Raw genomic sequence first — 13,376 nt, 5'->3', positions numbered from 1 at the left:
GATATTTTTTGCCACCGAGGTGGCTGATATCGCCTTGTGAGTGCCCACACAGATTGTCTGATAAATTGTTAAAGAGCATGCCGCGGTTCGCAAGGAATCTTATGCGGCGCGGGAGGCGTATATTACGTTTTCCCGCTGAAGAGTCAAGAGATTATTCATTCGAACTTTCACCTTTTTCTCTTCCTGTCCGAGCGACTTGTCAGTCGTTGTTCCCGGTCAGTGGAGGCGCATTATAGGGAGTTCTCAGAAGGCCGCAACCCCTAAAATACAAATAATTTACTGACCGCTGAATCTTTCATCAAATGGCGTTTAAAGCGGCAATTGCTGGATACTTCTGAAGCCATATGACTGTAAAACAGGCAGCAGACTTTGCGCCTCTGGGGTCATCGCCATGCAGTAGGCGACACTTTCTATTTCAACACCGGCTTTTTTTTCTGGAATAGCGGCGTGAGAAGTCTCAATTAACCAGTGCGCACGTCTGGCAATCGCAGAACCGGAGTCGATCATACGCGTGCCGTCGGGTAAAACCTGTGACAACTCTTGCGAAAGCAGCGGGAAATGCGTGCAACCTAATACCACAGTGTCCGGCGGTTCACGTAAACGCAGCCACGGATGCAGGATTTTCTTCAATGCCGCCAGTGAAACCTCTTCGCCATGCAGCTTCGCTTCGGCCAGTTCCACCAGCTCCGCCGAACCCAGCATCAGAATCTGGCAATCTGTCGCAAACCGCGCCACTAAGTCATGCGTATAAGGACGTTGTACCGTCGCGCGCGTCGCCAGCAATCCAACCACTCCATTACGGGTTAATTTGGCCGCAGGTTTGATGGCAGGGACAACCCCGACAACAGGGCAACTGAATTTGGCGCGTAATGCAGGAAGTGAAACGGTGCTCGCAGTGTTGCAGGCGATGACAATAACAGAGAGGGGATGGCGTTTCGCGACAGCGGTGACAATCTCAACCACGCGCTCGACGATAAACTCTTCGGATTTCTCGCCGTAGGGGAAAGCCACATTATCGAAGGCATATATATAGTGCAGGTCCGGCAACATCTGCCGGACCTCATCATAAACCGACAACCCGCCGACGCCGGAATCGAAAACCAGCACCGTCGGGCGGTCAGGAACTTGTGTTGTATCAGAAGGTATAGCTTCCAGAGAGGTAGTACTCACGTCCTGGTGTGGCATAGCCATAAGCCGTCTCGTAATCTTTATCAAACAAGTTGGCAATTCTACCACGAACTGTCAGGTGTGAGGTCACAGGATATGAGGCTGCCAGATCCCATAAGCTTACGCCACCCAGTTTAACGGTCTGATAAGGATAGGTTCCGTAGTCGGTATCGTAACGTTGTCCCAGATACTGATAGTTGATCGACCAGTCGATGTCAGCGATGTTCCAGTCAATCTGGTATTTCGCCTGTTGCTTCGCACGACGAACCAGAATTTCATTGGTTGTGGCGTCACGCGGATCGAGATATTCCAGCGTGATCTGGTGTTGCAGCGGACCGGTATCGAAAGACCCCGTCCATTCCACACCTTTAATCGTCGCTTTACCGATGTTGTAGTAAACATTGGTCGAGTCGTCGTAATCAATCATCTGATCGATGTCGTTACGATAGACGTTCAGGCGCCAGCTGAGAGGCCCCGTCAGACCTTCCAGCCCGCCTTCCCATTGCTTACTTTCTTCTGGTTTAAGATCCGGATTGCCGCCGTAACCGCTATACAGCTGCCCCAGGTTCGGCGATTTATAGGCTGTGCCGTAAGACGCTATCAGACGATAACCGTCGATGAATTCCCACGCCGCGCTGCTTTGCCAGGTAGTGTGCTGACCAAACTGAGAGTTATCGTCGCTACGCACTGCGCCTTCCAGCGTGAAATCGCGAATTTTTTGCTGTGTGGTCAGATACACGCCGGTGTTGTGCTGGTCATAGCCATCGGCCAGATAGTTGGTTCCCGGCTCGGTGGTCAGTTTCTGCCAGTCCAGACCGGCGCTGACTTCCCCTTTCCATATCTGGAACGTATTCCCCCATTGCACGTTGTACTGATCGGAGTCATCCAGAGAGGCCGAGGGATCATACGGGCCGTATTTCGGATCGTAGTTATAGTCTTTGACGTGGCTGTAGCTGCCGATGAGCTGCGTGGCGTAAATACCATTCTGATAACGCAGCCCGGTGTCATAGGTACGGCTGTAAAGCTGGCGGGTATCAATCAACGGGCTGCCCGGAGAATCGTAGGCATCATAAGCCGTGCGGTTATCGAAACCATAGGCGCGGGCAAAGCCGCTGATCTCTTCATTAAACTGGTGCTGCAATGCCAGATAGAGCGTTTTACTCATGAAGCCGTCGCGGTCGGGCTGCGGAATGCCGCCTGTTGCGCCGTCGGCAACCACATCAATACCGCGCGTATAGGTGTAATCCCCCGCTGCGGTCACTGTGGTGTTTTCACCAATTTTTTGCTGCGTGGAACCGTTATAGTTTTGATAACCATGCGAGCCCACACCGGCACCGAGCGTTGTGCCGTCGGTATCCCGCGTCGTAATAATGTTGACGACACCACCGATGGCATCCGAGCCATACACCGCCGAACGCGGGCCGCGGATAAACTCAATGCGCTGAACCAGCGAAAGTGGGATCTGGCTGATATCGGCAGAACCGGAAATACCCGCCTGATTAAGGCGTACGCCATCGATTAAAACCAGCGTATGGCTGGAATTGGTACCGCGAACGAATAAGGAAGACTGCTGCCCCATTCCGCCGTTTTGCGCAATATCTACACCCGGCAAGCGGCGCAATACATCCGCCACGGATTTTGACTGCCATCTGTCGATATCTTCACGCGTAACGACATCCGTCGGTGCGAGGACAGAAGAGACCGGCTGAGGGAAACGGTTAGCGGTAACGACCATATTATCGCTGCTATTTGTGGAAGTGCTGTCTTGCGCCCACCCTGAAAAAGCCGTGACGGATAATGCCGTCAGCAGCACGTGCTTTTTAATTGTCATGAATCGAGCATCCAAACTTAATTGGCGGATGCCGCAGAGGATCACCGGCGGTATTTCGCGACGACGATGATTAATGCGACGTAACATCGGCAGGTTTTCGGACTTAGGATTTGCAGGCTCATTAATTACGGCGTAATTAATTGAACACACCCGCACCGAGCGATGACTTCCCATCCCTTCTTCTCTTCTTGTCTTTATATATAAAGAGGGAAAGAAAAGAAGAAACAGTGTCTGCATAATAAAGAATGCTATCGCCGTGATTTCCCCATACCGCTGCGCGCCAGTTCCGGATTCACACCGGATTCCCTTTTAACTCAGTCAATGAGGCCGAAGCGCAATCCTACGATCAACCCATTTGGAAATCCAGACATCCGTAATACCAGATGGACTTTCCCGTTATAAACACAACAAAGGTGGACATAGGGGAGACTTTGCCTACAATCCCCCGCTAAGTTTGTACATTCATTCCCTGGTAGACGAGAAAACTGATGACGCCTGAAAACCTGCCCATTGAACAATACGACGACCAGCTGGCGGAAAAGACCGCACGTCTCACGGCGATGATGTCGCCTTTTAATGCGCCGCAGCCTGACGTTTTTCGTTCTCCTGTCAGCCATTACCGTATGCGTGCGGAATTCCGCGTCTGGCATGATGAGGGCGACCTGTACCACATCATGTTTGATCAGCAGACCAAAGCCCGTGTGCGCGTGGATCAGTTCCCGACCGCCAGCGAACTGATTAACCGCCTGATGCCGGTACTGATCTCAGCTATCAAGCAAGACCCGGCGCTGCGTCGTAAGATTTTCCAGATCGACTATTTGTCGACCCGCAGCGGCAAAATCATCGCCTCGCTGCTCTACCATCGTAAACTCGATGAAGAATGGCAGCAGGCCGCCACCGCGCTGCGCGACCAGCTGCGTGCTGACGGTTTTGACATCCAGCTGATTGGCCGCGCCGCGAAAACCAAAATCATGCTCGACCAGGATTATGTCGATGAAGTCCTGCCGGTTGCGGGTCGCGATATGATTTACCGTCAGGTGGAAAACAGCTTCACCCAACCCAATGCTGAAATGAATATTCAGATGCTGGAATGGGCGCTGAAAGCCACTGAAAACTCAACCGGTGATTTGCTGGAGCTTTACTGCGGTAACGGCAACTTCTCGCTGGCTCTGGCTCGTAACTTCCGCCGCGTTCTGGCAACTGAAATCGCCAAGCCTTCCGTTGCCGCCGCTCAATACAACATTGCCGCGAACCATATTGATAACGTGCAGATTATCCGCATGGCAGCGGAAGATTTCACTCAGGCGCTGAATGGCGTACGTGAATTCCGTCGTTTGCAAGATGTCGATTTAAGCGGATATGAATGCAACACGATTTTTGTCGATCCACCGCGCAGCGGGCTGGATGACGAAACCGTGAAAATGGTGGCAGGCTATGACCGTATTCTTTATATCTCCTGTAATCCGGAAACACTGTGTGCGAATCTGGAAACCCTGAGCACAACGCACCGCGTGACGCGTCTGGCGTTGTTTGATCAGTTCCCGTACACGCACCATATGGAATCGGGCGTTCTGCTGGAAAAAATCTGATGATCACCGGATGAAAAAAACGGGCACCTCGGCGTGCCCGTTTCCTTTTACTGCACAACTCTTTTTATAGATAAACCCGCAGATATTCTGACAGGCAGAGGATCGCCATCGCCTGTCCGTAAGGCATAGACGTCAGCGCAATTTCGCGATAGAAATCGAGATTGTTCCCCATCGCCGTACCGAATGAGGTTTGCGTCAGTTCCCCGGCCGGATTGATATGCTTAATGACCCCCTGAATGGCTTTCTCAGCCACCGGCGCATACGACGCATCGATATAACGCTTACGCACCGCTTTCAGAATGCCGTAGGCGAAACCGGCAGTCGCCGAGCTTTCCAGATAAGAGTGCGGATCGTCGAGCAGCGTATGCCATAACCCGCTGTCATCCTGACATTTCGCCAGCGCACTGACCTGACTTTCCAGCACCTGCAATAAATAGCGGCGTGTCGCGTTGTTTTCCGGTAAATCCACCAGTTCAAGGAATTCAGGAATGGCGATCGTCAGCCAGCTGTTGCCGCGCGCCCAGCGGGCCTGTGCAAAATTATGATGGCCGTCGAATGTCCAGCCGTGGAACCACAGGCCGGTTTCACGATCCATCAGATACTGCACATGCAACAGGAACTGATACGTCGCCTCTTCAACAAACTCCGGGCGGTCAAGCAATTTGCCAATTTTGGCCAGCGGCAGAACACTCATCATCAGGGTGTCGTCCCACATCTGCTGATGGTTTTCGTTGTTATAAACGATGTGCTGCATCGCGCCTTTGTCGGTGCGCGGCATTTCATACATCACCCATTCTGCCCAGCGTTCCAGATAAGGACGCCATGCCGCATTACCGGTTTCTTCGTAACGATACGCCAGCGTCAGGAACGGACTCATGGTATTGACGTTTTTGGTCGGCGTCCCTTCTGCCAGACGCGCGGTAAACCAGTCGTCGATCACCGCGCGCATTTTTTCGTCGCCGGTCTGCTGGTAATACTGATAGATCCCATACAGCCCGATGCCGTGCGTCCACTCCCAGCCTGCCCAGCCTTTGGTATCAATCACGCGACCGTCATCGAGTCTCAACAGGAATTCCCCGGTTTTATCTTCGATATTCACCAGATTATTGGTCACGTTGTGGATCAGCGATTTCAGTTCCCCGCGTGAAATGAAATGTTCCGGCTGTCGCAGCAAAGCACTGTGTTTAACTTCAAAAACTTTCATGGCGTTCTCCTGTGAATTCAAAAATTACAAACGTCCCTGGACCGGCATTTCGGCGGTATTTTCGCGGGTCAGCTTTTCGGGTGGCGGGTTATTGCGATGCAGATAACCGATATTGTTATTGCCCCACAGAGATTCGTATTTTATCCCTGTCAGCATTTCGACGGTTGCCCGGTCTTCCGGTGTGATTTGCTCCGGCACAATGCGGTTGGCATCACGCATTTTTTGCGTTTCACGGGTCAGCACACCGTGAGTTTTCTGGTTCAGGTGGAAGAACAGAGAGATGATGAAGCCCATGCTGAGCATCAGCAACGACCCGATCACCAGCACACCAAGAATGGTATGGCCGACCGCCGGAACCTGCTGGCTTTGCCCGGATACAAATCCGGCAAGTTGTAAAATAATCCCCACCAGCATTACCGCGCCCGCCTGAGAAGCTTTACGGGTCAGCGTCATGACGCCCGCGAAAATCCCTTCGCGGCGCTGTCCGGTGATGGTTTCATCGACGTCAGCAATATAGGTATAGATATTCCAGGGTACGTAGTTGATCCCGCCACGTCCCAGACCGGCCAGCGCGGAGATCAGCAACAGCAACGACATCGAATCATTCATACCGGTGTAATACAACACGCCGTAAGACAACGCCGCGAGCCCGAACAGGGAAACCGCCAGCCGGTAAGAAGGCGCAGGGCCGAACCGGATACACATCGGGATCATGCCGATCACCGCCACGAATTGCAGAATCGCCATCATGCCCATCAGATTGGAAGCAATCGCCGCACTTTGCATCAGCACGAACACCACGTAATACGTGAACACGGCATTAAATACATCCTGCGCGATATACCCGCCAAGATATAACCCCAGATGCTGACGGAAAATCTTGATGCGCAGTGTCGAAGACAATTCGACTTTCAGGCGTTTCAGGCTTTGTGCCAGCGTCAGTTGCTGACGTTCGCGTTCGATTTTCTTCGTGGCTTCAGATTTGAGTTCTTCCGGACGCTCCCAGGTAAAGAAATACACCAGCGTCAGAACGAAGGCACAAATCACCGCAAAGACCAGACTCGAATAGAAGAAGGAAATGGCGTTATCTTTGCCGAAATGCTGCAACAGAATCCCCGGCAGGAATGCAGCGAGGATGGCGGAAAGCTGCGCCAGTGCGATACGGGCACCAGAGAATTTGGATTTCTGTTTGAAATCATCCGTCATTTCCGGCACCAGTGTTTCATACGGTACCAGGATCATGGTGTAGACAATGTCGAACAGCAGGTAAGTCAGCAGGTAATAGACGTATCCCATGTCGCCCACCCACATAAAGCTGTAGCTGAAGACACAGGGGATGCCGAGCAGAATGAAGAATTTACGGCGGCCAAACCGTTTGCCGAGCCAGGTGTTACCGAAATTGTCGGTGAGATAGCCCATCATTGGACTCAGTACCGCATCGGCGACGCGTGCGGTAGCAAAGATAAAGGTCGCCTCGATGGGCGAAAGGCCGCAGAACGTGGTGTAGAAATAGAGCAGCCACGCCGCCGTCAGGGCTGTGGTCCCCGCCCCCAGAAAATCGCCAGAACCGTAGGCGATGTAATTAAAGATCCCAATTTTACGAGTTTTCATTGCCGTCTTGCCTCTGTTAAATCACCTATAGGCATAGGCTGAATGCGAACGAAAACACTTCGTCCGGCCATGATTCAAACTAACGAGGTGCAGGAATGAAAACCTTTTGGTTTTTGCCACTCAAACGAATTTTATGGCAAAGAAATAAAGAAGTGGGCGATCAATATCTAAATATTGAACATGGGTTTGATATTAATGAAATGTCAGTTCATTAAATGACGGGAACATAAAAAAGGCAATCCGCAGATTGCCTTTTTAAATATCAGAATAGGTTTTACTGAATTGAAGATTTTCGTTTTTTCAGCTTCAGGCCTATCCAGAACACCAGCACGACACTGATCAGCGACGGCATGAAATTCGAACCCAGCTCAGGGTATTCCGCGCGGACAATCGTGCTGTAAAGCAGCAGTCCCAGCAGGAAACTCGCCGCTGCCAGCACCGGTAATCCTTTCGGCATTTCACCTCTGTGGTAGCGAACATGCAGGCAATATACCGCTAACACCAGGGAAACGATCGGGAAAATCGAAAACGTGACGATGGAGCTGAATAACGCATCGAAAGTGCCATTAATCGACAGCCCGGCAATCAGAGCCAAAACCAGAGTGCCATTATCCTGGTTCGGTTGTTCGGTCATCTTCTTTACCTCGGGTCTTATTATTGATGGGAGTCACAGCCGTACGTTCCTGTTGACGGCGATACCAGTAATACGCGCCTTTGGAAATCATCCGCAACTGCAACACCAGTCGTTCTTCGAGCTGACGACGCTGTGCGATATCCACATCCAGTGCTTCAGCACCGGCGTTGAAAACGATAATCACCATGGCTTCAGCCTGCGCTTCGGTAAAACTGCGCGGCATATGGTTTTCGAGTTGCAGATAGTCAGCAAGTTCCGCAATAAAATGCTGAATTTCACGGGCGACAGCGGCACGGAATGCCGAAGACGTGCCGGAACGTTCACGCAGCAGCAGGCGGAATGCGTTGGGATTGTTACCGATGAATTCCATAAAGGTGGAAACGGACGTGCGGATCACGCTGCCGCCTTTGGCAATACGCTGACGTGCCTGACGCATCAGCTGACGCAGCATCAGGCCACTTTCATCCACCATTGTCAGGCCCAGTTCATCCACATCACGAAAATGCCGGTAAAAGGATGTGGGTGCAATTCCTGCTTCGCGGGAAACCTCACGCAAACTCAGACTGGCAAAGCTACGCTCGGCACTGAGCTGGCTAAAAGCCGCCTCAATCAGCGTGCGACGCGTGCGCTCTTTTTGTTGTGCTCTTACGCCCATAACCTTCATCCGGATAGTATTCTTCTTTTTGATTATTCGCCCGTTACCGATTCACTATACCAAAATTTTTAACGGGCGGAGCCAAAGATACAACAGCATAAAGTGGGTCAGAATGTTGCTGCTTTACCATTAAATGACAACTGCATGTGGGGTAAACAGGTGTAATATGTTACTTTCTCGTTGTGATTTTGTATAAAAATAGGTTTCGAACTATGCCACAGCACTCACATTTTGATGCCATCATCATTGGCTCAGGCCCTGGCGGAGAAGGCGCCGCGATGGGACTGGTTAAACAAGGCGCCCGGGTTGCTGTCATCGAACGCTATAACAACGTCGGTGGCGGATGTACTCACTGGGGCACCATCCCTTCCAAAGCACTGCGCCACGCCGTCAGCAGAATCATCGAATTTAACCAGAATCCGCTCTACAGCGATAACTCGCGCACCATGAGTTCCAGCTTCCCGGATATTCTGCGCCACGCCGATTCGGTTATTAATCAGCAGACCCGTATGCGTCAGGGTTTCTATGAAAGAAACCAGTGCCAGCTGTTTTCCGGCGATGCCAGCTTCGTGGATGCTAATACCATCAGCATCCGTTATGCCGACAACACGCACGAACAAATTACCGCTGATAACATCATCATCGCCTGCGGCTCGCGTCCTTACCGCCCAGCCAACGTCGATTTTGGTCATCCCCGCATTTATGACAGCGACCTGATCCTCGAACTGAGCCACGAACCGCGCCACGTCATTATTTATGGTGCAGGTGTGATCGGCTGCGAATATGCGTCGATTTTCCGTGGTCTGAACGTCAAAGTGGACTTAATCAACACCCGCGACCGCCTGCTCTCTTTCCTCGATCAGGAAATGTCAGACGCCCTTTCCTATCACTTCTGGAACAACGGTGTGGTTATCCGCCACAACGAAGAATTCGAGATGATTGAAGGCGTGGAAGATGGCGTGATCATGCATCTCAAATCCGGTAAAAAAGTAAAAGCCGACGCGCTGTTGTACGCCAACGGACGCACCGGTAACACCGACAAGCTGGGTCTGGAAAATATTGGTCTGGAAGCCGACAGCCGCGGTTTGCTGAAAGTGAACAGTATGTACCAGACGGCGTTGTCGCATATTTATGCGGTCGGCGATGTCATTGGTTATCCAAGTCTGGCATCAGCCGCTTACGATCAGGGCCGTATTGCCGCGCAGGCGATGATTCAGGGCGAAGCCAAAGTCCACCTGATTGAAAACATTCCGACCGGTATCTACACCATCCCTGAAATCAGCTCCGTCGGTAAAACCGAGCAGGAACTGACCGCGATGAAAGTGCCGTACGAAGTGGGCCGTGCTCAGTTCAAGCATCTGGCTCGCGCACAAATTGCCGGCATGAACGTGGGCAGTCTGAAGCTGTTGTTCCACCGGGATACCAAAGAAATTCTGGGTATTCATTGCTTTGGTGAACGCGCCGCCGAGATTATTCACATCGGTCAGGCAATCATGGAACAGAAAGGGGAAGGCAATACTATCGAGTATTTCGTTAATACCACCTTCAACTATCCGACCATGGCAGAAGCCTATCGTGTTGCCGCGCTGAATGGATTAAACCGCCTGTTTTAATACCGCGGTTCTGTCCATGTAAGGCTGCATGTGCTCTTTAATGGCTTCAGCAAGTTGTTCGTAACGCCCGCGCAGTGGCGAACCGGGACGATATACCAGTGCGATAGTGCGTCGCGGTTCCGGTTTGTCACACGTCAGATAAGTCACTCCGTCACGGCTGCGCTCTTTTGGCACGGCCAGTGATGGCAGTAAGGTAATACCGCTGCCTGCCGCTACCATGTTGCGCAGCGTTTCCAGACTGGTGGCACGAAAATGCGTATCCTCGTCTGCACCTGCCTGGAAGCAAAAACCTAAGGCCTGATCGCGCAGACAGTGTCCGTCTTCCAGCATCAGCAGTTTTTCACCCGCCAGATCTGCCATCGCCACGCGATCCCGTGATGCCCACGGATGATCGTCATAGATCGCCAGTTTCATCGGTTCATCGAATAACGGCACTTCAATAAACGCTTCGCTCTCTTTCACCAGCGCCAGAATGGCACAGTCGAGTTTTCCGCTGTCGAGTTGCGCCAGCAGCTGATGGGTTTGTGCTTCATGCAGATACATTTCCAGTTTCGGGAACGTCTTGTGCAGTGAAGGAATAATTTGCGGCAAAAGATACGGTCCGACAGTCGGTATCAGCCCGATATGCATGGGTCCGGACATCGCTTCGCCCTGCTGGCTGGCCATCTCTTTCAGCACTTTCACTTCGCGCAGCACCGTGCGAGCCTGATCGACCAGCAGTAACCCCGCTTGCGTAAACAGCACCTTACGGCTGGTTCTTTCCAGCAACATCACACCCAGCTCGTCTTCCAGTTTGCGGATCTGTCCGCTCAACGTTGGCTGGCTGACATGGCATGAGTCTGCGGCGCGACGGAAATGACGGAACTCTGCCAGTGCCACCAGATACTCTAAATCACGGATGTTCATTTTTCCTCCAGTCCCTATAAGGCAATGCGATAGCCGGTAACGATAGATAAGATAGCAATCAACGATTATATCTATCAACCATTATCGTTAATAATGCTTCCCAACGAAACGGCACGACCGTAAAGACATTCATTTTTATTTAGTAATTAGGAGGTTATTCATGTTTGCAAGCCAGGAAGGTAAACACGTACCGCAGGTTACTTTTCACACCCGTCAGGGCGACCAGTGGGTAGACCTCACCACCGATGAGCTGTTTAAAAATAAAACAGTGATTGTCTTTTCACTACCGGGCGCTTTCACCCCGACGTGCTCTTCGAGCCATCTGCCACGTTACAACGAACTGGCACCGGTGTTTAAGAGCCACGGCGTTGACAGCATTCTGTGCGTTTCCGTGAATGACACCTTCGTGATGAACGCCTGGAAAGCCGAGCAAAATGCCTCCAACATCACTTTCATCCCGGACGGTAACGGTGAATTCACCAAAGGGATGGACATGCTGGTTGAGAAAGCCGATTTAGGTTTCGGCCCGCGCTCATGGCGTTATTCCATGCTGGTGCGTAACGGCGTGGTGGAAAAAATGTTCGTCGAGCCAAATAAACCGGGCGACCCGTTTGAAGTGTCGGATGCCGACACCATGCTGAAATATCTGGCACCTGAATTCAAAGTGCAGGAATCCGTCTCCGTGTTCACCAAACCGGGATGTGCATTCTGCGCCAAAGCCAAACAAATGCTGCAGGAACGCGGCATTCAGTACGAAGAAATTGTATTAGGTAAAGACGCGACCACCGTCAGTCTGCGCGCCGTGACGGGCCGGGCAACAGTGCCGCAAGTCTTTATCGGTGGACGCCACATCGGGGGAAGTGACGACCTGGAGGTTTACCTCCATTCAGAAACAGAAGATCTGTGTGAAGTCGCACAATAATCTTCGATAAGAAACAGTTGTAAGCAGTAAGACAAGAAATCCCTGCACTACCAACAAAAAAGCAAAGTTAGACTACGTGAACTTTCGGCGGATCTCTGATCCGCCTTTTTTTATCCTCAAATTCAGTAATCTGAGATCGTCCCCTGCTTTTTCCCGCTTGCCACCTGCGACACTTTGCGGTTCCTTTATGGCAAATGGCACAACGATGACGGCGCAAAAAACCCGCAATAAAATCACTCAGCAGGATGTCGCGCGTCTGGCAGGCGTTTCCGTTGCGGCAGTTTCTCTGGTGCTCGGCGGTAAAGGCCGCATTTCACCGCAAGGCGTGAAAAGAATTTATCAGGCGATTGATCAGCTGGGTTATCGTCGCGCCACGACTTCCCCGCCCGTCACGCTTTCTCGTATCGGGCTTTTACTGCCGCTTGATTGTGCCTTTTCGGCGGGTCTGCTGCCGGAACTGGCAAACGTGCTGCAACAGGCCGGTTTCTCCGTCGCGCTGGCTTATTCCACGCTGGATCCCGCCGACGTTCTCGCTCAGACCGAAGCGCTTCTGGCGCAGGATGCGCGGGGGATTATTGTCTGCGGGAAATTACTGAGCAGCCGTCCGGAAACGTTGCAGGCGCTGAACGCCAGAACGGCGGCGCGTCACGTCGCCCTGACCGGCATCAGCGCACATCATCATCCGGGGCCGGTTGCCGCCGTCCATCCCGATAATGCGCTGGCCGCGCATATGGCCGCAGACGCTTTACTGGAGCAGCAACATCAACATATTGCGTATCTCGGCGGTGAAAACCACTCGCTGATCCGTGCCGAGCGGCTCGGCGGACTTTCCGTTGCGCTGGGCAAGGCGGGCGTGGCATTTTCACCTTCGCTCAGTTTTCCCTGCGCCGAGACGTTTGATGATGCATCAGTGGCTGCCACACAGGTTCTCAAACATAACCCTAAGGTCTCCGCAATCCTGTGCGATAACCCGACGGTTTTGCAGGCTGTACACCACGCGCTGGCCAACCGGTTACAGGCCCATAAATGGCGGCTTTTTTCACGACGCATTGCGCTGACCGGCTTCGGTGAATGTGAACCGTCGGTAAAACTGCAACTGCCACTGATCGCCGTCAGTCACAACGCGATCGCCACCCGTGCGCTGGAATGCCTGCGACATCAGCTGGAGGGCTCATTATTATTACCCGGAGACTCGCGGCTGACGGTTGCTCCCGCCTTCCTCTGACTCACTCTCCTGTGGCGAG

Annotated in this window: 11 protein-coding genes and 1 riboswitch; of the genes, 4 read left to right on the top strand and 7 right to left on the bottom strand. The window is 52.3% G+C overall.

The genetic code is table 11. The features are described 5' to 3' along the window. Window positions 1-309: 309 nt before the first annotated feature. Both murI and btuB read right to left on the bottom strand, forming a co-directional pair. Entirely contained in the window at window positions 310-1,191 is an 882-nt protein-coding gene (murI, locus tag D6C13_RS13055; protein WP_120133168.1) for a glutamate racemase, read from the bottom strand. Continuing rightward, entirely contained in the window at window positions 1,136-2,998 is a 1,863-nt protein-coding gene (gene btuB / locus D6C13_RS13050; protein WP_120133167.1) for a TonB-dependent vitamin B12 receptor BtuB, read from the bottom strand. Before btuB ends, murI begins: the two co-directional genes overlap by 56 nt. A 71-nt stretch (window positions 2,999-3,069) precedes the next feature. Continuing rightward, a riboswitch (cobalamin riboswitch) is annotated at window positions 3,070-3,345 on the bottom strand. Between the two features lie 141 nt (window positions 3,346-3,486). On the opposite strand from btuB, the gene trmA reads away from it, so the two are divergent. Beyond that, window positions 3,487-4,587 carry a tRNA (uridine(54)-C5)-methyltransferase TrmA gene (gene trmA / locus D6C13_RS13045; protein WP_120133166.1) on the top strand — a complete coding sequence of 367 codons (1,101 nt, stop codon included), beginning with the start codon at window positions 3,487-3,489 and terminating at the stop codon, window positions 4,585-4,587. Window positions 4,588-4,651: 64 nt separating this feature from the next. Here the strand turns inward: trmA and bglB are convergent, their stop codons facing one another. The 4 genes from bglB to fabR all read right to left on the bottom strand — a co-directional run bounded on the left by bglB (window position 4,652) and on the right by fabR (window position 8,691). Beyond that, complete coding sequence (gene bglB, locus D6C13_RS13040; RefSeq protein WP_120133165.1) at window positions 4,652-5,791, bottom strand: beta-galactosidase BglB; 1,140 nt, start codon at window positions 5,789-5,791, stop codon at window positions 4,652-4,654. A gap of 24 nt (window positions 5,792-5,815) precedes the next feature. Further along, the gene (locus D6C13_RS13035; protein ID WP_120133164.1) at window positions 5,816-7,402 is read right to left on the bottom strand and encodes an MFS transporter; all 1,587 of its coding nucleotides are present in this window, start codon (window positions 7,400-7,402) and stop codon (window positions 5,816-5,818) included. 274 nt (window positions 7,403-7,676) lie between these two features. Then, a complete protein-coding gene (locus D6C13_RS13030) occupies window positions 7,677-8,036 on the bottom strand; it encodes a YijD family membrane protein (protein WP_120133163.1) in 360 nt (119 codons plus the stop codon). Further along, complete coding sequence (fabR, locus tag D6C13_RS13025) at window positions 8,011-8,691, bottom strand: HTH-type transcriptional repressor FabR (protein WP_112289361.1); 681 nt, start codon at window positions 8,689-8,691, stop codon at window positions 8,011-8,013. Before fabR ends, D6C13_RS13030 begins: the two co-directional genes overlap by 26 nt. A gap of 212 nt (window positions 8,692-8,903) precedes the next feature. Here fabR and sthA point away from each other — a divergent pair, with 212 nt between their 5' ends. Beyond that, window positions 8,904-10,304 carry a Si-specific NAD(P)(+) transhydrogenase gene (gene sthA, locus D6C13_RS13020; protein ID WP_120133162.1) on the top strand — a complete coding sequence of 467 codons (1,401 nt, stop codon included), beginning with the start codon at window positions 8,904-8,906 and terminating at the stop codon, window positions 10,302-10,304. Here sthA and oxyR read toward each other — a convergent pair. Then, window positions 10,287-11,210, bottom strand: coding sequence for a DNA-binding transcriptional regulator OxyR (oxyR, locus tag D6C13_RS13015; RefSeq protein ID WP_120133161.1), 924 nt, complete (start codon window positions 11,208-11,210; stop codon window positions 10,287-10,289). The two genes, sthA and oxyR, sit on opposite strands and share 18 nt — an antisense overlap. Window positions 11,211-11,370: 160 nt before the next feature. On the opposite strand from oxyR, the gene D6C13_RS13010 reads away from it, so the two are divergent. Both D6C13_RS13010 and D6C13_RS13005 read left to right on the top strand, forming a co-directional pair. Next, complete coding sequence (locus tag D6C13_RS13010; RefSeq protein ID WP_120133160.1) at window positions 11,371-12,132, top strand: glutathione peroxidase; 762 nt, start codon at window positions 11,371-11,373, stop codon at window positions 12,130-12,132. 187 nt (window positions 12,133-12,319) lie between these two features. Then, window positions 12,320-13,357 (top strand): LacI family DNA-binding transcriptional regulator, encoded by a 1,038-nt coding sequence (locus tag D6C13_RS13005; protein WP_120133159.1) that lies wholly within the window; start codon window positions 12,320-12,322, stop codon window positions 13,355-13,357. Window positions 13,358-13,376 lie beyond the last annotated feature (19 nt).

Source organism: Rahnella woolbedingensis, from assembly GCF_003602095.1.
In the GTDB taxonomy this organism is placed as follows: Bacteria; Pseudomonadota; Gammaproteobacteria; order Enterobacterales; family Enterobacteriaceae; genus Rahnella; species Rahnella woolbedingensis.
The sequence above is the reverse complement of the archived record's forward strand: the minus strand, read 5'-3'. Positions and strand labels throughout refer to the sequence as shown.